We start from the raw sequence: 19,490 nt of genomic DNA, 5'->3' as shown, positions 1-19,490 counted from the left end.
AGTGCATCTTGCGCAAGGCCGTTGTATGGTCTCGAGCCGGGATTCGTCAGCCGCGTCGCAAGGAGCGAGGAAATGAACACGCAAAGCAGTTTGCTGGTCGAAGAAGACAGCACCATATTCGGCCCCTCTGAGGATCCACGCATCAAGCGTATCTCCGCCAGCCAGCAGATCCATGGCGCCTTGCGCGACAGAATCGTGTCGCTGGAACTCGTTCCGGGGCAGGCGCTCTCACGGGCGGAGATTGCCGGCTATTACGGTGTCAGTCAGACCCCGGTTCGTGATGCAATGCTCAAGCTTGAGGAAGAAGGGCTTCTGATCATCTTCCCGCAGTCCAGAACGGAAGTTTCGAAAATCGATATAGACCAGGCGCGTGAAACCCAGTTTCTGCGGCTCTCACTGGAGCTGGAGGTGACGAGGTGTTTGACGATCGAAACCCGAAAGGGCCGGCTTGCGACTGCACGCAAGGTCCTGTCGATGCAGGAAGCCGCTCTTGTCACCGACGACCTCGGACGTTTCGCTCGTCTCGACAAGTTGTTTCACAGCGCCCTGTGTGAGGCTGCCAGTGTGCGGAACCTCTGGAGAATCATTCATTCCCACTCCGGTCATATCGATCGCTTGCGCAACCTCAACCTGCCGAATCCGGGCAAGACGGCCAATATTCTCCAGTATCACACCCAGATTCTCGACAAGATCGAGGCGGGAGACGCTGCGGCGGTGGAAAAGACTGTCAGGGAGCATCTTTCGGGGACGCTTGCAGCTGTCGACCAGATCATCGCGCGTCATCCGGACTATTTCTGAGAGCTGCTGCTGTTGACTGCCTGGCTCGTTCAGAAATAGTGAGGATACTGTTCCATGATCTGCGGTGCCGCAGCCAGCGTTCCGCCCAGATGTCTGCGCACAGCGTCCTCGGTCTTTGCCAGGTCTCCGGCTTCTATCGCATCCAGTATTTCGGTGTGGTGCTGCAGAACCGAGGCCATCTTGCCGGGGTCCGGCAGGTTGAGCCGGCGCAGCCGGTCGATGTGGCCTGATCGGCTGGAAACCAGATGATAGAGCGACACGACACCCACCGGCTCCATCAGCGACAGGTGAAACAGCCTGTCGAGCGCGGTGAATTCGTCGATATCCCGGTCGTCCCCCGCCATCTTCTGGATGGCAAGGATGCGCCTGGCGGTGCGCAGAGTATCGGGTTGACCCAGCTTCGTCAGGCTGCGGGCAACCTCCAATTCGATCGCCATTCTGAGGAACTGGGTCTCGCGCGCATGGTCGACGTCGATCCTCGCCACGACAGTGCGAGACTGCGGATAGGAGACAACCAGTCCTTCCTGCTCGAGCCGGTGCATCGCCTCGCGGATCGGCGACTGGCTGACGCCGTAATTCTGGGCGATTTCGGTCCGCACTAGGTTGGAATGGGGTTCCAGTTCCAGCGAGATGATCTGTGCCCGAAGGCCGGAATACACGCGAGCTGCCGCAGATCCCTGCGCGCTAGGCCGGAACTGGTCCTCCTGTGCACTGGTCAGTGCCGCCGATAGCGGTGTGCTTGTCATATTGAGCTCATTGGTTGTTTCGTTGATCGCTCTCGGGTGCCCATTACATGAGCCTTCCCGGCAAGAGTAGCGACAGTTGAGGAAAAGCCACGATGGCCGCCAGGAATCCCGTGACCGCCACGAAATAGGGGATGGACGCACGGGCGAAAGCCCCGGTCTTGACGTCGAGAATTCCGCAGACGGTGAACATGATGATCCCGACCGGGGGCGTCAGCCCTCCCAGATTGATCAGGCTGACGATGAGAATACCCATGTGGACGGGATCATATCCGGCATGAACGAGAACGGGCAGCACGATCGGCGTGATCAGCAGAATGTTCGCAACGCCTTCCAGGAACATGCCGCTGATCACGAGAAGTATCACGATCAACAGCAGGATCAGGATCGGCTCGCTGGTCAAGGCGGTGACGAAATCGGTGATTTGCTGCGGTCCCCGCTCGATCGTCACCGCGTAACCCAGGATGGCCGCCATCATGATGAGCAGCATGACCATGCCGATATCGGAAATGGACCCCTTGATCGCATCGTAAAATGCCTCAAGCGTCAGCTCACGGTGGATAAAAAAACCGACAAACAGGGCATAAAACACCAGGAATGCGCCGGCCTCGGTGGCCGTGAAAAAGCCGAAGCGGAAGCCAACGATGAGGATAATTGGAAAGGCGAGCGCCCAGATGCTGTCGAAGAAGCTTGCCAGCAACTCCCTGAACGTAGGCAGGGCTTGCAGGTCGGGCGCATAATTGTTCTTCTTGGCGACGAGCCAGGCCGTGATCATCAGGACGACGGTCAGCAGGAAGCCGGGGGCGACGCCGGCGAGAAACAGCTGCCCGATCGAGACTTCGTTGATGAAGCCGAACAGGATGAGCCCGATGCTTGGCGGAATTGTCGCGGTAATGATTGATCCGAAGGCGATCACGGCTGCGGCTGCGGCTTTCGAATAGCCCCCCTGGTTAATCAGGCCCGGGCCAAGCAGGCGGGATTCCATTGCGGCATCGGCGACGGCCGAACCGGATATGCCGCCCAACAGCAAGCTCAGCACGATCGAGACCTGGCCAAGTCCGCCTGCCATCCAGCCGGTCAGAAGCCTGGCAAAGTTGACCAGGCGGTTGGTGATGCCAGTCGCATTCATGAGATTGCCGGCAAGAATGAAGAACGGAACCGCCAGCAGTGGAAAGCTCTGTGTCGCGGTCACCATCTTCTGGACGGCAACCGTCGCTGGCATCGTGCCGGTCAGCACAAAGACCGGGATCGACGCCAGTGCAAGAGCAAAGGAAACCGGCATTCCCACCAACAGGAAGAAGGCGAACAGCCCGGCGATCAGAAGCAACATGTCTTGGTCCGCCAGTTATCGCGCACGGTGAATGAGCTTGGTGACGAGCGTGCGCACCAGAAGCGCGAAGCCGAGCACCATAGAGGCGTGAAAGACCGATCCGGGAATCTGCAATGCCCCGTCGAGGCGCGGATGCATCAGGATCATGTTTTTCCACGCATAGCGCAGCAGGAAAATCAAAAGGCCGATCATGATCATGATATTGGCCGCCTCCATCAGGCCGCGCATCCGTGGCGGCACATTGTCGAGAATGATCTCGAGGCCGAAATGCCGCCCATCCTGCATGGCCAGATCAATTGCCAGGACACACAGCCAGAGGAACATCAGTTGCGCGATTTCCACCGACCAGATGATTGGCCAGCCCCACACGCGGGCCAGTGAGCCGCCGCCGACGAGCAAGACAATGCCCACCAGCAGCAGCGAAGCGGATGCAAACTCGATCCGTCTCAGCATTTCACTGTCCTTGTATCTATCAGTTTCCGTGATCGCCATGTGAGCCCAGAGGCCTAGCGCCCGAGGACACGGTCCACGATCTTGGCTTCGGCCTCAAGGTTCAGCATTGGATAGACCCCCTTGACCGCATCTTTGAACGGGGCGAGATCCACATCTGTGACACCAACGCCTGCAGCGGCTACCTTTTCCAGCGATGCCGCGCCCATCTCGATCGTGAGGTTGGAGCCGTGTCGGCCCGCTTCAACGGCCAGGTCGCGGACGATCTTCTGGTTCTGCGCGGAGATTTCGTCCCACGAAGCCGATGACACGACCAGCGCCGTGACCAGCTGGATGTGCCCGGTCTTGGTGACATTCTTCACCACTTCGAAGAGTTTGGCGCCGGTGATGGCTGTCGGCTGGGCTTCGGCGGCGTCGATGGCGCCAAGCTGCAGGGCGGAGTAGACTTCACCCCAGGCTATGGGAGTAGGTTCTGCGCCCATGGCTCTGATCGTTTCGATCCACACCGGGGCGCCGATCGTCCGCATCCGCACACCCTTGAGGTCCGCGGGAGAGGCAATCGGCTTCTGGGTCAGCAGATGACGCGGGCCCTGGTACCAGTTGGAAGCCAGCATCACCAGGCCGGATTTTTCCTTCAATTCGTCACCCCAGCCGAGATATTCCTCAGACAGCGCAAACTTGTCGGCCTGCTCGTAGGTGTCAAACAGGAACGGCGCCGACATGATCGCCAGCGACGGCACGAAGCTTGACAGGCGGGCAACGTCGGTGATCGTGCCGACATTGGCGCCGGCTCGCGCCTGGTCGATCATCTCGGTCGTGTCACCCAGCTGCGAGTTGTGGAAAATTTCGACCACAACGTCGCCCGATGTGGCCGCCGCGACATCGGATTTGAATTTTTCGAGGCCCTGGCCCATCGGATCCTCAGGCGCCAGAACGGTTCCGATCTTGAGTGTAACAGCGGCATGGGACGGCATCGCCAGTCCCAGCGACAGGGCAGCGGCCATGCAAAGGCCGAGCGCACCAGTGGTGATTCTCATTTGATATCCTCCCGAAATCAATTGAACTGCTTAACTGAAATATTAGTTGCGCTAAAGTATTAATTTGATATTTTCCCCGAAGTCAAGATTGTTATTGCTGTCGCGACAGAAGCGCTCTTCCACTCATGCAGGGCAGACAAGCATCCCATGATCACACCTGCCATCAGATTGGGAACCGCGCCTGACCCGGCAGCCGAACTCGGCGAAAGTCCGGCGGTAGATCATGACGCGGGTGAAGTCTGGTGGGTGGATATTACAGGGCGAGGGCTCCATCGGTCCGGTCTGGAGAGCGGTGTCACGGCGTCCTGGGGCCTGCCGGAAGAGCCGGGTTTTGTTGTTCAGGCTGCATCCGGACAGCCCATCGTCGGCATGGAAACCGGCCTTTTCGCCTTTGATCCGCACAGCGGATCGTTGAAGAAGCTGCTGGATCAGACGCGTTTCGGCCACAGGTTCAACGACGCAACCGTCGATTCCACGGGCGTCTTGTGGGTCTCAACCATGGCGCGCGATGCTGCCAGGGGCGCGGGCGCAATCTGGTGCGTGAGCGATGATCTGACACTGCTTCCGGTCGCAGCAGGTCTGACCATTCCCAATGGCATGGCCGTCGACCGGATCAGGCGCCGGCTTTATTATTCGGACTCGCATCCGGACGTGCAGACGATCTGGACCGCTTCCCTTGTCGGTCACGGCGAGATAGGCAAATCCGCTGTCTTCGCGGACATGAAACCGATGTCCGGACGGCCTGATGGTGCGGCGCTGGATGCCGACGGTCGCTACTGGATTGCAGCCGTCGACGGCGCGGCACTGAAGGTTTTTTCGCCCGACGGCGAGCCTCTGTCTGAGGTCGCGCTGCCCGTGACCTTTCCGACGAAACTGGCCTTTTATGGCGAGCATTGCGAAAACCTCGTCGTCACATCCAAACGCGACGGCGAACACGGGGGAGGTCTGACTTTCCTTTCCTGCGCCAAAGAGAATGTGAGAGGCACGCGCCAGACTCGATGGAGCCGCCAGTAGCTGCCATACCGAAGGCGCTCAGCAACAGTCGTTCGATAAAACGCTGAGCCCCGACCGTGCTGGCAGGGCTGATGCTTGTCCTCGTTTCCCACCTGAGGTGCGTTCTGCGAATACGTTGCTTTTCAGCCGATCGCGCAAGGTCTGTCCTGCATGCCGAACGTCTCAACCTCCGAAACATCAGCCTGTGATGCCCCTGCCGTGACTGTCAGCGTCCAGGATTCGCAGAGGTGATCGTCAACGACGGAAATAGGGGCGCGTTGCCGCCGCGCAGCTTTGCTGATTTAGGGTGATGTACGGCCCCACGTTGCGCGGGGCCGCTCACGACCAAATCTCGGTATGTTCCGCTACGTCCAGAGCATCTTCGATGCCGACACCAAGGTATCGGACAGTGTTTTCGATCTTGGTGTGGCCAAGCAGGAATTGGATCGCTCGGAGATTGCCAGTCGCCTTGTCGATCATCGCCGCCTTTGTCCTGCGCAGTGCGTGACTGTCAGCGTCCTCCACCGTCCCGCCTCTCCGTTCCAACCAGGCGCGCAGGCTCGCCCTCACATCCGCGGTGATCTCGAATTGGACCGGGCGACCAGTTTTCTGCTGAACGGCCATGGCGCGTGTGCGGATCGCCCGAATCTGGCGTTGCGTGAAGGGCTTCTTGACACCGACCGTTCGACCGGCGTTCCATGCTGGTCTGCCGAGCCCGGCAAGCCCCCATTGTTTCCTGCTCATGCGCCAGTGCCAGAACGCAACCGGCAATCAAGGCGCCTTGTATTCCGTACCAAGTACGTACGAAGCCTTTGGTGTTGCACTAAGTCATTGAAAAATATGGCGCACCCGACAGGATTCGAACCTGTGACCTCTGCCTTCGGAGGGCAGCACTCTATCCAGCTGAGCTACGGGTGCATCCGTGGCGCCTGGCGGGCGGGGTTCATGCCTGGTGAAGCGATGAAATCCGGGCCGCGAAGCAGCTGACAAACGGACTTCTAGCTGATCATGCGCGGCGCATCAATGTATTTATCAGGCCGATTTCCGACTTCTCCTCAGGCAGCCATCACAGGGTCAAGTCCTGTCGGGCGCGCCGGGTGTGCCGGCGTCGCCCGTGCCGGCAAGCTGGAAGGTGCATGATGAGGAATTCATCACCCGGGACCCTGCTGCGCGCCAGCGGCTCTCGAACGTGACCGGGGTCGTAGAGGCGGCGACCGGTGCGCTTATGAGCGGCAACCCACATCTGTGCCGTGCGACCCGGTGGCGTTGCCATGATCGCCTGCATGGCGCTTGCCTGGCCAGGCATGGCGGTTAAATTCAGGCAACCTTGCGCCAGCTTTGTGCACGAACGAAATCCATCAGATGATCCGACGTCATCGGGCGGGCCAGGGCATAGCCCTGCAGCGTGTCGCACCCAAGATCTCTGAGGATCGCCGCGTGGTCCATCGTCTCGACCCCTTCGGCGATCACCCCGATCCCCAGGGACTGGCCGATATCAATGATCGAGGCCACAAGATTGCGCTGACCGTCCGTGTCGACGATAGGCGAAATCAGCTGCCTGTCGATCTTCAGCCGGGCCGGCTTGACCTGAATGAGGCTGATGATAGACGCAAACCCGGTGCCGAAATCATCGATTTCAATGTCGATGCCCCGTGCCTTGAGTTCGGCGATGTTGGCGACAATGGTTTCATTGTTGCTATCAAGGAAAATCGATTCGAGCAGTTCGAACGAAAGCGTCCCGGGGTCGAATGTCAGCCCGTTCAAGCTCTCGATCAGATCGGCGTCATAAAGCCGACCCGACGAAACATTCACCGACATTTTCGGAATCGAAATGCCCGCCGCTTTCCATCGCGTCGATTGCCAGAGGGTCTGTTCAAGGATCGCCCGGTCAATCAACGGCACGACGTTGAGTTCGTCGGCAATCTTCAAGAACGCGTCCGGAGCGAGCACACCTTCACTCGGGTGTTGCCATCGCGCCAAAGCCTCCACGCCCACGATATCGAGTGTCCTGGCGTCGAATTGCGGCTGGAAATAAGGGATGAATTCGGCCCGCTCGAGGCCGTTGAGAATATCGTCGGCAATGCTTTTGTTGCGGATGATTTCAGCCTTGAGCGAGGAGGTGAAGAATTCGAACCGGTTGCGGCCGTTGCTCTTGGCACGGTAGAGCGCGATATCGGCGTCCACGAGCAGGCGCCTGCCGCAGTCAGGTTCCTTCGGGTCTGCCATCGCAATTCCGATGCTTACACCGAACCGGCATTCATGGCCTTCATAGGCCACCGGCTCGCGCATCTTTACAACCACCCGGTTGGCGAGCGAGGCCAATTGCTCCTCGCCAACCTCCGTCGTGGTGGCGATCACGAATTCGTCGCCGCCAATTCGGGCGACAAAATCACCTGTACGGACGCTGGAGGTCAACACCGACGCCGCATGGGAAAGCATGGCGTCTCCGGCCGCATGGCCCATGGTGTCGTTGATCTGCTTGAAGCGGTCCAGATCAATGTGAAGCAGGGCCGTGACCGTCTTGCCGGCGCGGCCGCCCAGAAGCTGCTCATCGAGAAAGCGGCGGTTTGGCAGACCGGTAAGGCTGTCATGCAGGGAGTTGCGCTCCATCAGGGCACGTGCCTGTTCGAGCTCGCTGTTGCGTAACTCCGCATTCTGCTTGGCTGCCAGCAAATGGGTCTTGAGTTCGATATCAGCCGAGACATCCCAGTTGACGCCGACAATATAGCGCTCGCCGGAAAGCTTCTGGTTGACGGCGCCGCTGGCGCGAATCCACCGGATATTGCCCTCGCGCGTCAGAAGTCGAAACTCGGAATTGTAAAGGCCGTCTGTCGATATGGCTTGATCAAATTCCTCCTTGACCTTGATCCGGTCATCCGGGTGCAAGGCAGACAGCCAGCTTTCCATGCTCACCTGATCGGTGCTCTCCGGCACGCCGTAAAGCTCCCTCATCCGTCTGTCCCAGGTTAATTCGGAGGTATCCAGATTGAGCTCCCAAATGCCGATCTTGGAGGTGCTGAGCGCCAGTTCGAGCCGCTGCGACAGCCTCTCCATTTCGCCCTGACGGCGGTTGAGTTCCTGAATATAGGCCCGCCGCTGATCATAGAGATGCCCGGCAATGGAGATTGGCAGAATGACCAGCAGACCGCCGGTCAGGATGAGCAGTCTTATCTGCCAGGTATTTGGAGGTGTTTCGGCCCAGCCAGCGTCGGGAATGGCGGCGATTTTCCAACTGCCGTTCGGCAGCGAAACCTGCGAGACCACCGGGTCTGCGTCAAGGATCGTCTCTGATCCAAAGAACACCTCGCCATCCTTGCCGGTCGAACTGTCGCCGACGATGGCAATGCTGATGGGCAGATCGGGCGAGAGCAGGCCGCTCTCTTCATAAAGACGTTCAACGTCGACGACCGCAGACACCAGACCCCACAGTCTGCTCTCACCGCCAGCGCCGTCGATGAACACTGGAAAGCGGCCGATGAACCCCTGTCCGCCCTGCAGGAGGTTGACAGGTCCGGCGAGCACCAATTCGCGCGAGTAGATTGCCTGCAGGGCGGTGTCACGCTGCTTTTCATTCTGGCGATAATCCAGACCGATGGCTTTCTCATTGCCCTTGAACGGGTACATCAGGCTGATGACCAGATCAGGGGCGCCCGCGATGTTGCGCAGCTGCGAATGCTTTCCCACAATGCCTGCGGCGATCCTGCTGAACTGTGCCTGGTCCATGTCCGGCTGGGTGCCGATGACTGAAACGAGGCCGCGGACAAGTTGAATATTGCTGGTGATATTGCCTTCCAGTTTGGCGCGCACCAGACCAAGCTGCTCGCTGACCTGAGCCCGGGCACTCTGGTGGTGAACCAGGCGATTCTGGTGTTCGGCGAAAATGCCGGTGGCCACCGTGACCACAAGGGCAATGCCGGCGGCAAGGACGCTCGGCCTTAGCAGGAAGAGACCGCGGTTGAAACTGGGTGGGGACTTGTCTGGCATAGCATTCCAATGGTGTGGCTATGGGTGGCCATGGATCGCCCATGGCGTGAGCGGACGAGGTTTCCGGCCAACAGTAAATTCGAAATACGTAATAAACACCTAAAGGCGGCACCCAGAAGTCAGGGGGCAGACGCGTTTGATCATGCCATCAAAGCACGTGTCTGCCTGCCTGTCGGAAGTGCGGGCTCAATCAGCCAAGGATTACATAGCTCAAGCGGTCATCGCGCCTGAGGAAACTGGCGCTGGCCGCAAGTCCGGCCGCTTGACCGCGCGTTCACGCGCAAGAAACGGCAATCACCGTGTTCCTGATGGAGCGTCCGCGGGAATTGGCTGTGAGCGCGGTTTTCTCGGCAGCCTTGTTGGCAGACGCCCTTGGCAGTCAGGGCTCGATGCTCCGGCGTCGACGCCCGGCGGTGCAGGTGGGCCAGCGTCCCGGGCTTGCCCTGGACGTCCCCTTGCCATCGCAGGCGTGGGCGCTGGCCGCATGCGTCACTTCACGTGTTTGCGCCAGTTGTGCTCCTCGGAAAACCCGAGCATCTCGCGGATCTTCCGGTTTGAATACAGCGCTTCATGTTCGCCCATCTCGCGGCTGAATGGCACGCCGGGGAAAAACTGCCGGGCGATTTCGGCTGTCGGCATGTCAACCGAATTGGTGTCGTTGCCGGCGTTGAAGATCTGGAACCCGAGCCCGTCCGTGGTCAGGCACCGGTCAACAATCTGGCCCAGATCGCGCGCATCGATATAGCAGAAGATGTTACGCCGGCGGACGCCGGGATCGGCAAAGAAGCCGGGGAACCGCTCATATTCGTCCGGTTCCATCACATTGCCAATTCTCAGCGCATAGATGTCGAACCCCGATCGACGCTGGAAGCCGCGTGCTGTCTGTTCGTTGATGACTTTGGACATGCCGTAGGAATCCATCGGATTGACATCCATGTCTTCTTCGACCGGCAGCGATTGAGGGCTCGCCTCTCCGTCAGCGAAGCAGACGCCGTAAGTTGTTTCCGATGAGGCGATGATGATCTTGCCGATGCCGAGTTTCACCGCCGCTTCGAGCACATTGTAGGTGCCGATGGTGTTGATCCGGAATGTCTCGTTGTCCGGGCGGATGAGAATGCGCGGCACGGCGGCAAAATGCACCACTGCATCAAATTTCGGGACGCCGGTTCCCGGTTCCAGCTCTTCGAAATTGGCGTAGCTCGACATGACGTTGAACATCTGTCCGGAATCGGTGATGTCGGCGGTCAGATTGTCGACGCCGGGATGGTCAAGCGGTGTCAGGTCGACATTGACCACATGGTGGCCGCGGTCAACCAGATAGGGAACCACATGCCGTCCGGCCTTGCCGGAACCTCCGGTGAACAATATGCGCATTTTCGTCTCCTTGATCGTGCGGTCACACACTCCGCCCTGCAGCGGCCCCTGAGGACCACGCCCACTGAAAATTATGTCCGCCCAGATGTCCGGTCACATCCATGACTTCACCGATGAAATGCAGGCCCGGAACGTGCCGGCTTTCCATGGTCTTCTGATTGATCTGGGCAGTGTCGACGCCGCCCAGCGTCACCTCCGCCGTCCGGTAACCTTCGGTGCCGCCGGGAACAATGCTGAACGCCCGGACTCCGTCCACTATCTCTTCAATCGCAGCATTGCTCAAGTCCGCCAGCCTGCATGCTTCCGTGCCCGCCTTTGCGCCCAGTTGCTGCGCCAGTCTCTTGGGCAGGACCTCGCTCAGCACCGTCCAGATCGAGACTTTCGGCCGGTTGGCGCGCTCGGCCTTCACGTGGCCCGCCAGATCGAAGCCGGGAGACAGATCGATGGTAACGCTGTCACCCTCGCGCCAATAGGATGAGACCTGCAGCATTGCCGGGCCGGACAGGCCCCGATGGGTGAACAGCATCGCCTCATCAAACGAGGTGCCGTTGCACGCGGCGTGCACGTCAAGCGATACACCGGACAGGCCGCCCCAGCTGTCATGCATGTTCGAAGCCCAGGTGAAAGGCACCAGCCCGGCGCGGGTCTCGGTGATGGCGTGTCCGAATTTGTTGGCAATGTCATAACCAAAGCCGGTGGCTCCCATCTTCGGGATCGATTTGCCGCCTGTGGCGACAACCACCGATTGTGCCTGCCAGGTGCCGCCGCTGGTCCGGATCTCGAAGCCGGTGTCCAGCCTGCCGACCTCGTGAATATCAGTCGCCAGTTCCAGCCGCGCCCCGGCATCACGCATGTCATCGGTCAGCATGGTGATGATGTCGCGCGCCGATCCGTCACAAAACAGCTGCCCCAGTGTCTTTTCGTGAAACGCAATGCCGCGGGCTCTGACCCGGTCGATGAAATCATGCTGGGTGAACGAGGCAAGCGCCGAGATGGCAAAATGCCGGTTGCTGGAGATGAAATTGGCCGGGGTGCAGTGCATGTTGGTGAAGTTGCAGCGGCCGCCACCGGAAATCCGTATTTTTTCGCCGGGTGCGCGCGCATGATCAATCACGGTTACGCAGCGGCCGCGGCGGGCGGCTTCGATGGCACACATCATGCCGGCAGCACCTGCGCCCAGCACCACGACGTCCGATTTGAGCACTGGTGTCATAAACACTCCGGTTTGGCCCCGTCCCGATCATGCGGATGCTGCATCTTTGTGGATCTATGCAAGCAGCAGATCGTCCGCCCGACGACGGTCTGCGGCGACAGGTATTCGGCAAGAGGCAGCCAATACCAGATCCGGCTCGGACTACAAACCCTTGATATCCAGCCCAGGGTCCTGTCCAGGCCAACCCTGGCGCAGAGACTGCGGTTGCCACGGTTACGGATGGAGCTGTAGTAAGTGAGAAGTTCACGGCGGAATTCACGATGACCAATCCCACTCTCGATCTTGGCCCTGTTGCCGTGAGCATTGACGTAAGCGTTGGCCATATCGCGGAGTTGAAGATCCAGGACGGCGATCGGACTCTCACCCCGCTGCATCGGGCAGCCTGGGTGGATGACGCGAATGCTGAGTTTCCCCATGCAACGGCCCCGAATGTAAAGCATCTGTCGGGCGATTTCTTCTGCGCCCCGTTCGGGCGCAACGATCTCGAACCGGCGCCGTCGCACGGGTGGCCCGCCAACAGCGAATGGGATCACATCGAGACTGTCAGCCAGGATGGCCGGGCGAGCCTGGTGTTCCGGCTCCGCAAGCGGGTCATGGGTGCCCGCGTTGAAAAGCGGCTCACGCTCGTTACCGGTCATCCATTCCTCTATCAGGAGCACAGTTTTACCGGCGGGGCAGGGGCTGTCTCCGCTGCCCATCACGTCATGGTGCACATGGCCGCTGGAGGTTCACTGGCGTTCTCGCCCAAGCAAAACGCTCAGTCGCCGGCTGAGCCATTGGAAACAGATCCCGCCCGCGGCCGCTCCATTCTTGCCTATCCGGCGTCGGGTTCGGACCTGACAGTCTTCCCGCTGGCCGATGGCGGAACAGCGGATCTCACAGCCTATCCGATCGGCCTCAATCACGAGGATTTTGTTGTCCTGGCCGAAAAGCGGCGCGGCTCTGCACCCGACGCGCTGGGCTGGACGGTGGTCAGCCGCAGGGCCGAACGCGATCATGTCATCGTGCTCAAGCGTCCTGAGGTGCTGCCGCTTACCATGCTGTGGATGAGCAATGGCGGACGCGATTACGCGCCATGGTCGGGCCGGCACAAAGGTGTTCTCGGGATTGAGGATGCACGCGCGTCGCCGCTTGGCCATGCCGAATCCTGCCGCGAGAATGATTTTACCCGCGCAGGAATTGCCACTGCATTTGATCTCGCCGCCGAGCGGAAAATCGTGATCCGGCAGGTGGTCGGGGCCTGTTCAGCCGAGCCGGGGGAGGGCCGCGTGCTCAAGGTGGCGGCCGACACGGACGTGCTGACACTGCATTTTGGCAATGGCCGCATACGCCGTCTGAGCTACGATTCCGCGTTTCTCGCTGGCTGATCCCATCAATCGCAAGGCGCATTGAAGGTGTTCCGGGCACGGCTTTGTCCAACAGCCTGCTCCAGAATCAAAAAGGCCGTATCCCATGGCTTGCACCGGGATACGGCCCTGAAAGTCTGACCCGTTACGAAATCAGCAGGCGGCTTCGTAAATCCGGCCATAGGCGTCGCGATAACGGCACTGGCCCGGAGTTGTGGCAGCCCCGATCAATGCGCCTGCCGCGCCGCCAATCAGTGCACCGGTAGCTACGCCGCGACCGCTGCTGCCTGTCGCCGCGGCGATCAGGGCACCCGTTCCTGCGCCGACAGCCGCACCGGTTCCTGCCCGCTTTTCAGTTGTTGTGCAGCCAGATGCCGCGAGAAGGGCTACCGCTGCTACGGTGGAAAGAATGAGTTTAGTCATCAAAGGCTCCATAATGATGCGCACCAGCTAAGCGGAGGCAGGTTTACTCAAACGCGGACCGGTGCTTTCCGGCCACCGATTCATTATACAGGATAACGATGGCCGACACCATCATGGCGATGCTCATTGCGAGGGCAAGCGTTGAAATCAACATGGTCAGTCCTTTCGCGTCGATCTGTCATTATTTCAAAGGATCAACGTCGCAATCCGGATTTGGTTCCATTTGGCATGCAGCGGTTCAAACTGCGTGGCTGCCATTCAGGCCGGGCCTGGTGCAGTCTGCGCTGCACGAAATCAAGCCTTTGTGCACGAGAACCCGACAAAGCGGCTGCGACCCCACCGGAGGTGACGGCGAATGCCGTGAGCCTGTCCACCCGAGCAAAAGCCACTTGCGCCGGCGCGTGGCTTTTACGATGATCAGGCCGGACACGCGAAAGCTCGGCGATGGCGCCATGGTTCCAGTTGGCAAAACTGAACCGCATACAGCCCACCGGAGCAGGCGTGCTGGTGTGGCGTTGAGAAGGGGACGGATCGCGCAAACGCAGACACGTGCCTGAAAATGTAAGGTGTGTGCGCTCCGGCCCGGTATCGCCATCGTCCCGCCGCCTATCGCGTGTTGAAACTGAACGCGATGCCTCGCTCATGCCGCTGGCGGGCGGGCGCGTAGACCATGGAATGCAGCAGAAGGTGATGGGGAAACTCTGACGTTTTCGCAGCGCCAAAACCAGGGGAGGAGAACCCGCATGTGCCATGTGTGTGTCATTGATAACGTGAAAGCCTCAATGCTGTCGCGCCGTGATTTCTTCAGGAAGACGGCCGCCGCAGGGTTTGCGGTCACCGCAGCCGGCGCCATGTCAGCCCGTCCGGCGCTTGCTCAGGCGAAAGGCAAAGTGGTCGATCTGACCTACACCCTTGATGAGAAGTTCCCGACCTTTGATGGGAAGCCGGGAATTCTCTACACGGAAAACGTCAATTTCGACAAATCCGGCTACCAGATATGGGAACTGACGATTTTTGAGCATTCCGGTACCCATGTCGACGCGCCGCTGCACTTTTCCAAGGATGGAACCTCGGTGGCGGAGCTCGATCCGCAAAATCTGGTCTGTCCGCTGTGCATCATCGACATCAAGGCCAAGGCCGCTGACGAACCCAATGCCATGGTCGAACCCGAGGACATCGAGTCGTATGTCAGCGCCCATGGCGATATCCCTGAAGGCGCCTGCATGGCGATGAATTCCGGCTGGCAGAACAAGATTGGCGATCCGAGCTACCGCAATGATGCGGATGGCAATTTTGCCTTCCCCGGCTTTTCCAAGGCTGCGACCGACATGCTGATGGAAATGGGTGCCGGCTCAATCGGCGTTGACACCTTGTCGCTTGATCCGGGAAATTCGGCGGATTTCGCGGTGCATTATTCCTGGCTCCCGAGCGGCCGCTTTGGCATCGAGAATCTGGCCAATCTCGATGACCTTCCGGCATCGGGCGCAACGCTGTTTGTCGGTGCACCCAAGCACCGGAATGGCACCGGTGGCCCGGCCCGCGTTATGGCAATGGTCTGAGCCGCACGCTAGGGACAAGCCCTGAGGGGGCAGAAGCGCAGACGATGGCCGGCAGGCGGCTGTTTGGTAGGCGCGGTATCTGGCATGCCGGCAAATCCGGGATCCGCAATGCGATGTCGCCTGCAGCGCCGCGCATCTGATTGGATGCGCGGGCGACGCTGTAACTCTGTCAATCAATGCGTGTATGTTTTTGTCCGAAAGCGACATGCAGGCGCAATGAACCATGAGGCTGATTCGATGATACTTCGTACCCTGACCGGCTGCTGCATCGCAATTTTGCTGACTGCAGCCGCCTTTGCCGACGAACCGCCCAGTTGCCTTGATCCGCAAACCCAAGTGGAATTGACCTATTGTGCCAGCGTTGATTATGAGAGCGCAGATGCCGATCTCAATGCGCTCTGGCCGGACATCGTCGCTGCGGCCAAAACCAACGACGAATATGTGGCCGACATGATAGCCGGGAGTGACGTTCCGACCACGCTTGAGGCATTGCGCACGGCGCAGCGGGCATGGATAAAGTACCGCGATGCGCAATGTGAATATGAAGCCTATGAAGTGTTTGGCGGCACCGCCCAGCCGATGGTGGGCAGTCTCTGTCTTGCCAGGTTGACGCGCGAACGTATCGAAGTCCTGTCGCAAACCCTTGATATGCCCTGATCACCGCTGCTTTGCGCGTCTGCCGCTCCAACCCGCGGCACAGATTTGCCTCGACCTATGCGCCCAGCGCATGGGAGGGCACACATAACGGTGATTGTTGCGCTGCAGCATAAGTGTATAATGTCTTTAAATATCAAGATATTCAAGGAGATTGAGTTATGTCACGCACGCAACGTAATTTTCGCGCCTTCATGTCCCCGGTCAGCCGGTTTTTTGATGGGGCAGCAGACAGTTTCCGCTTCGCATCCGAAGCCAACCGTCTGATTGAAACCCCTGACCATGTATTCCGCTCGCGCGGCATCACACGCGAAAAGGCAATTCGCGACCTGATGAGCCGAATCTGACCTCAGCCGCAGCAAATGGACGCCGCGGGCGGTCAACGCGGCAGGAATTCCGCAGTCAGCAATGCGCCGAACGCCACCTGTTGATTGTTCCTCCTTCTACTCATGGGAAGGCATGGTGCATGTCGCGCAAAAGTGTGCAGCGGTTTTGCGACAACGACATGCATAAACAAAGAGCCTAGAGCGCATCACCCGGAACCGGCTTGATGCGACGCGCTTGTGTGCCGGAAATTGCCGGCGCCGTGTCGGGTTCCGCACGCCAGTCGCGTGGCAGCAGCTTTAGTCGTCTTCGGTGCGGTTGGATCGCAAACTGAGGGCTGTCGGCGGAAGTTGAAGCCAACCTCGGGAAGCCGGCCTTGCGTCTTGTCGAGGCAGGGGGTATCGCTCCCAGACGCTCTGCCTGCCAGGCGCGGCATCACCGGCATGCAAACAGGTTGCATCACAAATGACTCTTGATCGCATCGCGCCGGCCTTGTTCGTGCTTCTCTGGTCAACCGGCTGGATTGTGGCCAAATATGCCAGTCCCCATGCGGATCCGCTGACATTCCTGAGCATGCGCTTTGCCCTCGCCGCGGGTTTGTTTGGCGTCATCGTGCTTGTCAGCAAGGCGGCCTGGCCATCAAGCCGCGCCGGCTGGGTGCATGGGGTGGTGTCCGGGGTGTTTCTGCACGGCATCTATCTCGGCGGCGTCTGGTGGGCGATTTCTCAAGGCGTTCCCTCCTCCGTCTCCGGCCTGATCGCCGCCTTGCAGCCCCTGCTGACCGCAATTGCAGCGCCGTTCATTGTCGGCGAGCGGTTGACTGGAGCCCAGCGCCTTGGTGTCCTGCTGGGTTTTGCCGGGCTGAGCGTCGCCATTCTGCCGCGCCTGATGGTGCTCGAGAGCCCCATGTTGCAGATTGCGCTGCTGCCATTGCTGGTCAATGTGGCTGCGATGGCGTCCGTGACAGCGGGGACCATCTACCAGAAACGCTACCTTCAGGAAGGCGATCTGCGCGCCATCGCGACTTTGCAATATGTCGGCGGGTTCCTGGTGGTCACGCCCCTGGCATTGCTGATCGAGCCTCTCAGGATTGACTGGAACCTGCAATTCGTTCTGGCCATGGGCTGGTCGGTGCTGGGGCTTTCGCTCGTGTCCATCATGCTGCTTCTGTATCTCATTCGCCGGGGTCAGGTGTCCCGCGCCGCTTCACTGACCTATCTGGTGCCGCCGGCGGTGGCGATTGAAAGCTGGTTTCTGTTTGGCGAAACGCTGACAGTCCCGATGATCCTGGGAACATTGATTGCTGTCATCGGCGTCTGGCTGACCAATCGCAAGAGCCGGGTGATTGCCTGATCAGAAATCGGTCGCGACGCCACCCTCTTCCTTGCGGCGGGCGACAAAGGCGTCGAGTTCCTCGGAAATGGCAATGTCGAGAGCCGGCTCTTCATAATTGGCCAGTGTTTCTTTCCAGATCCGGTTGGCATGATCATAGCTCGTGGGTTGGCCGGCAAGGCTCCAGCTTTCAAAATTGCGCCAGTCCGAGAGCATCGGTGAATAGAAGGCGGACTCGTAGCGCGACAGGGTATGGGCGGTTCCGAAATAATGGCCACCGGGACCGACTTCCTCGATCGCATCCATGGCCAGTGCGTCGGGGCTGGTGTCGAGCGGCACCAGAAACTCCGCCACCATCTGCAACATGTCGACATCCAGCACGAATTTCTCGAAAGATGCGGTCAGCCCGCCTTCCATCCAGCCCGCGGCATGCATGATGAGATTGCCGCCGCCCTGGACCAGCCCCCACAACGACATCATCGATTCATAAGCCGATTGGGCGTCCAGCGTATTGGCGGCGCAGGTATTGGAGGTCCTGTAGGGCACGCCGTATTTTCGCGCCAGTTGACCGCCTGCGATGACCGCTTTCATGTATTCGGGCGTTCCGAAGGCTGGTGCGCCGGATTTCATGTCGACATTGGAGGTGAAGCCGCCATACACCACCGGTGCACCGGCGCGAACGGCCTGGGTGAAGGCTATTCCCGCAAGCGCTTCGGCATTCTGTTGCACAAGCGCGCCGGCAATCGTGACCGGAGCCATGGCGCCTGCCAGTGTGAAGGGCGTGATCACGACCACCTGATTGCGCGCCGACATCTCGATGATGCCTTGCAGCATTGGAGCATCATAGCGCAGTGGCGAGGACGCGTTGATGATCGTGAACAGCGACGGCTCTGCATCCAGCTGTTGTGCACTGATGCCGCGGCCAATGCGCATGATCTCAAGCGCATCCAGATTGCGCTCCTTGCCCAGTGAGTAGGCATGAAACGGCTTGTCGGTGAGCTTGACCATGTCAGACAGGCAATCGAGATGCCGCACCGAGGCATGGATATCGGTTGGCTCAACCGGATAGCCGCCGCTCATGTGGATGATATCGTAGGACTGCGCCAGCTTGACCAGATTGCGGAAGTCTTCCTGGGTCCCGGTTCTGCGGCCATTGTCGCGGTCCGAGCAATAGGGCGCCGAGGCAACCTGGGCAAACGCCAGGGTGCGGCCGCCAATGGCGATGTTGCGTGCCGGATTTCGGGCGTGAAGTGTGAACGGTCCGGGTGCCAGGCCAACCAGGTCCATGACCATGTCGCGGTCGAACCGCACACGCTCCGAGCCCGCCGCAACATGCGCGCCTGCCGCCTGAAGCAATTCCCGCGCTTCCTTGAGCATGAAATCCATTCCAATCTGCTCGAGCACGGTCAGGGAAGCCTCATGGATGGCCTCGAGTCCCTCGTCCGACAGGATCAGCGACGGATCCTGCGTGTTCAGGATGGACCGGTAGCGTAAGGTTTCCGGCCCCTTTCGGCCCTTGCCCCGGTCTCCGCCGCGTCCGCCGCCAGCCCGCCTGCGCCGCTCCGGCGCACCTGCCGTGTTCTCGATTGCGGTGGCAATGATGTCCTCGGTTTTGCTCATTTGGCTCTGGTCCCGTCTGGTCATTTGCTCCACCCGGAGCGGTCACATTGGGTTTGTCTGCCGTCTTTGCGGCGCCGCGCATCCAGCAGGATAGGCGACGGACGCTGTCCCTCTTTGTTTCGATGCATCGACGGTGTCGTTCAAGTGAAGCCAGTTGAGCGCGCCATGCATTGCACAGCGAGACGCTATGCCGGACCGGCCAATCCCGCAAGCCGGTCTGAAGAGCATCTTCATGACACTGTGCTCCGCTGCGATGGCCACGACAGCTTCGCGAAAGCCGATCGGCCTATTAGGTAATTGATGGTTAACG

At 59.8% G+C, this 19,490-nt stretch carries 18 protein-coding genes and 1 tRNA gene; 8 read left to right on the top strand and 11 right to left on the bottom strand.

The window, feature by feature from the left end; all coding sequences use genetic code 11:
* Window positions 1–72: 72 nt before the first annotated feature.
* A complete protein-coding gene (locus tag PZ897_RS00665) occupies window positions 73–798 on the top strand; it encodes a GntR family transcriptional regulator (protein WP_275748954.1) in 726 nt (241 codons plus the stop codon).
* A gap of 29 nt (window positions 799–827) precedes the next feature.
* On the opposite strand, the gene PZ897_RS00660 is transcribed toward PZ897_RS00665, so the two are convergent.
* The 4 genes from PZ897_RS00660 to PZ897_RS00645 are packed head-to-tail and all read right to left on the bottom strand — an operon-like array spanning window position 828 to window position 4,358.
* The gene (locus PZ897_RS00660; RefSeq protein ID WP_275748953.1) at window positions 828–1,544 is read right to left on the bottom strand and encodes a GntR family transcriptional regulator; all 717 of its coding nucleotides are present in this window, start codon (window positions 1,542–1,544) and stop codon (window positions 828–830) included.
* A gap of 43 nt (window positions 1,545–1,587) precedes the next feature.
* A complete protein-coding gene (locus tag PZ897_RS00655) occupies window positions 1,588–2,871 on the bottom strand; it encodes a TRAP transporter large permease (protein ID WP_275748952.1) in 1,284 nt (427 codons plus the stop codon).
* Window positions 2,872–2,886: 15 nt separating this feature from the next.
* On the bottom strand, window positions 2,887–3,324 hold the full coding sequence (locus PZ897_RS00650) for a TRAP transporter small permease (protein ID WP_275748951.1): 438 nt from the start codon (window positions 3,322–3,324) through the stop codon (window positions 2,887–2,889).
* Between the two features lie 53 nt (window positions 3,325–3,377).
* Window positions 3,378–4,358 (bottom strand): C4-dicarboxylate TRAP transporter substrate-binding protein, encoded by a 981-nt coding sequence (locus PZ897_RS00645; protein ID WP_275748950.1) that lies wholly within the window; start codon window positions 4,356–4,358, stop codon window positions 3,378–3,380.
* Window positions 4,359–4,505: 147 nt separating this feature from the next.
* Here PZ897_RS00645 and PZ897_RS00640 point away from each other — a divergent pair, with 147 nt between their 5' ends.
* Complete coding sequence (locus PZ897_RS00640; protein ID WP_275748949.1) at window positions 4,506–5,372, top strand: SMP-30/gluconolactonase/LRE family protein; 867 nt, start codon at window positions 4,506–4,508, stop codon at window positions 5,370–5,372.
* 318 nt (window positions 5,373–5,690) lie between these two features.
* On the opposite strand, the gene PZ897_RS00635 is transcribed toward PZ897_RS00640, so the two are convergent.
* From PZ897_RS00635 to PZ897_RS00615, 5 genes are all read right to left on the bottom strand, one after another.
* Complete coding sequence (locus PZ897_RS00635; protein WP_275748948.1) at window positions 5,691–6,095, bottom strand: tyrosine-type recombinase/integrase; 405 nt, start codon at window positions 6,093–6,095, stop codon at window positions 5,691–5,693.
* Window positions 6,096–6,192: 97 nt separating this feature from the next.
* A tRNA-Arg gene (locus PZ897_RS00630) sits at window positions 6,193–6,269 on the bottom strand.
* A gap of 399 nt (window positions 6,270–6,668) precedes the next feature.
* On the bottom strand, window positions 6,669–9,335 hold the full coding sequence (locus PZ897_RS00625; protein WP_275748947.1) for an EAL domain-containing protein: 2,667 nt from the start codon (window positions 9,333–9,335) through the stop codon (window positions 6,669–6,671).
* A gap of 489 nt (window positions 9,336–9,824) precedes the next feature.
* The gene (locus tag PZ897_RS00620; RefSeq protein ID WP_275748946.1) at window positions 9,825–10,709 is read right to left on the bottom strand and encodes an NAD(P)-dependent oxidoreductase; all 885 of its coding nucleotides are present in this window, start codon (window positions 10,707–10,709) and stop codon (window positions 9,825–9,827) included.
* A 22-nt stretch (window positions 10,710–10,731) separates the two neighbouring features.
* Window positions 10,732–11,922, bottom strand: a complete 1,191-nt coding sequence (locus PZ897_RS00615) for an NAD(P)/FAD-dependent oxidoreductase (RefSeq protein ID WP_275748944.1) — start codon at window positions 11,920–11,922, stop codon at window positions 10,732–10,734.
* A gap of 260 nt (window positions 11,923–12,182) precedes the next feature.
* Here PZ897_RS00615 and PZ897_RS00610 point away from each other — a divergent pair, with 260 nt between their 5' ends.
* Window positions 12,183–13,289, top strand: coding sequence for a hypothetical protein (locus PZ897_RS00610; protein ID WP_275748943.1), 1,107 nt, complete (start codon window positions 12,183–12,185; stop codon window positions 13,287–13,289).
* Between the two features lie 132 nt (window positions 13,290–13,421).
* Here the strand turns inward: PZ897_RS00610 and PZ897_RS00605 are convergent, their stop codons facing one another.
* Window positions 13,422–13,691 (bottom strand): glycine zipper domain-containing protein, encoded by a 270-nt coding sequence (locus PZ897_RS00605; RefSeq protein WP_275748942.1) that lies wholly within the window; start codon window positions 13,689–13,691, stop codon window positions 13,422–13,424.
* Window positions 13,692–13,789: 98 nt separating this feature from the next.
* Between PZ897_RS00605 and PZ897_RS00600 the strand changes: the two genes are divergently transcribed.
* The 5 genes from PZ897_RS00600 (at window position 13,790) to PZ897_RS00580 (ending at window position 17,581) form a co-directional block, all read left to right on the top strand.
* Window positions 13,790–14,248 carry a hypothetical protein gene (locus tag PZ897_RS00600; RefSeq protein WP_275748941.1) on the top strand — a complete coding sequence of 153 codons (459 nt, stop codon included), beginning with the start codon at window positions 13,790–13,792 and terminating at the stop codon, window positions 14,246–14,248.
* Window positions 14,249–14,434: 186 nt separating this feature from the next.
* Window positions 14,435–15,250, top strand: a complete 816-nt coding sequence (locus PZ897_RS00595) for a cyclase family protein (protein ID WP_275748940.1) — start codon at window positions 14,435–14,437, stop codon at window positions 15,248–15,250.
* A gap of 237 nt (window positions 15,251–15,487) precedes the next feature.
* Entirely contained in the window at window positions 15,488–15,907 is a 420-nt protein-coding gene (locus PZ897_RS00590) for a lysozyme inhibitor LprI family protein (protein ID WP_275748939.1), read from the top strand.
* Between the two features lie 158 nt (window positions 15,908–16,065).
* Window positions 16,066–16,251, top strand: a complete 186-nt coding sequence (locus PZ897_RS00585; protein ID WP_275748938.1) for a hypothetical protein — start codon at window positions 16,066–16,068, stop codon at window positions 16,249–16,251.
* Between the two features lie 442 nt (window positions 16,252–16,693).
* The gene (locus tag PZ897_RS00580; RefSeq protein ID WP_275748937.1) at window positions 16,694–17,581 is read left to right on the top strand and encodes a DMT family transporter; all 888 of its coding nucleotides are present in this window, start codon (window positions 16,694–16,696) and stop codon (window positions 17,579–17,581) included.
* Here the strand turns inward: PZ897_RS00580 and PZ897_RS00575 are convergent, their stop codons facing one another.
* Window positions 17,582–19,180, bottom strand: coding sequence for a trimethylamine methyltransferase family protein (locus tag PZ897_RS00575; RefSeq protein WP_275748935.1), 1,599 nt, complete (start codon window positions 19,178–19,180; stop codon window positions 17,582–17,584). It abuts the gene before it with no gap.
* Between the last annotated feature and the right edge of the window lie 310 nt (window positions 19,181–19,490).

This window comes from Hoeflea sp. YIM 152468, from assembly GCF_029210485.1.
In the GTDB taxonomy this organism is placed as follows: Bacteria; Pseudomonadota; Alphaproteobacteria; order Rhizobiales; family Rhizobiaceae; genus Hoeflea.
The sequence above is the reverse complement of the archived record's forward strand: the minus strand, read 5'-3'. Positions and strand labels throughout refer to the sequence as shown.

Coding starts and splice junctions, on each gene's coding strand:
- PZ897_RS00665 (WP_275748954.1), top strand. CDS start 73: ATGAACACGCAAAGCAGTTTGCTGGTCGAAGAAGACAGCACCATATTC.
- PZ897_RS00620 (WP_275748946.1), bottom strand. CDS start 10,709: ATGCGCATATTGTTCACCGGAGGTTCCGGCAAGGCCGGACGGCATGTG.
- PZ897_RS00640 (WP_275748949.1), top strand. CDS start 4,506: ATGATCACACCTGCCATCAGATTGGGAACCGCGCCTGACCCGGCAGCC.
- PZ897_RS00575 (WP_275748935.1), bottom strand. CDS start 19,180: ATGAGCAAAACCGAGGACATCATTGCCACCGCAATCGAGAACACGGCA.
- PZ897_RS00580 (WP_275748937.1), top strand. CDS start 16,694: ATGACTCTTGATCGCATCGCGCCGGCCTTGTTCGTGCTTCTCTGGTCA.
- PZ897_RS00610 (WP_275748943.1), top strand. CDS start 12,183: ATGACCAATCCCACTCTCGATCTTGGCCCTGTTGCCGTGAGCATTGAC.
- PZ897_RS00600 (WP_275748941.1), top strand. CDS start 13,790: ATGGCCGACACCATCATGGCGATGCTCATTGCGAGGGCAAGCGTTGAA.
- PZ897_RS00650 (WP_275748951.1), bottom strand. CDS start 3,324: ATGCTGAGACGGATCGAGTTTGCATCCGCTTCGCTGCTGCTGGTGGGC.
- PZ897_RS00615 (WP_275748944.1), bottom strand. CDS start 11,922: ATGACACCAGTGCTCAAATCGGACGTCGTGGTGCTGGGCGCAGGTGCT.
- PZ897_RS00645 (WP_275748950.1), bottom strand. CDS start 4,358: ATGAGAATCACCACTGGTGCGCTCGGCCTTTGCATGGCCGCTGCCCTG.
- PZ897_RS00585 (WP_275748938.1), top strand. CDS start 16,066: ATGTCACGCACGCAACGTAATTTTCGCGCCTTCATGTCCCCGGTCAGC.
- PZ897_RS00655 (WP_275748952.1), bottom strand. CDS start 2,871: ATGTTGCTTCTGATCGCCGGGCTGTTCGCCTTCTTCCTGTTGGTGGGA.
- PZ897_RS00605 (WP_275748942.1), bottom strand. CDS start 13,691: ATGACTAAACTCATTCTTTCCACCGTAGCAGCGGTAGCCCTTCTCGCG.
- PZ897_RS00625 (WP_275748947.1), bottom strand. CDS start 9,335: ATGCCAGACAAGTCCCCACCCAGTTTCAACCGCGGTCTCTTCCTGCTA.
- PZ897_RS00595 (WP_275748940.1), top strand. CDS start 14,435: ATGTGCCATGTGTGTGTCATTGATAACGTGAAAGCCTCAATGCTGTCG.
- PZ897_RS00635 (WP_275748948.1), bottom strand. CDS start 6,095: ATGAGCAGGAAACAATGGGGGCTTGCCGGGCTCGGCAGACCAGCATGG.
- PZ897_RS00590 (WP_275748939.1), top strand. CDS start 15,488: ATGATACTTCGTACCCTGACCGGCTGCTGCATCGCAATTTTGCTGACT.
- PZ897_RS00660 (WP_275748953.1), bottom strand. CDS start 1,544: ATGACAAGCACACCGCTATCGGCGGCACTGACCAGTGCACAGGAGGAC.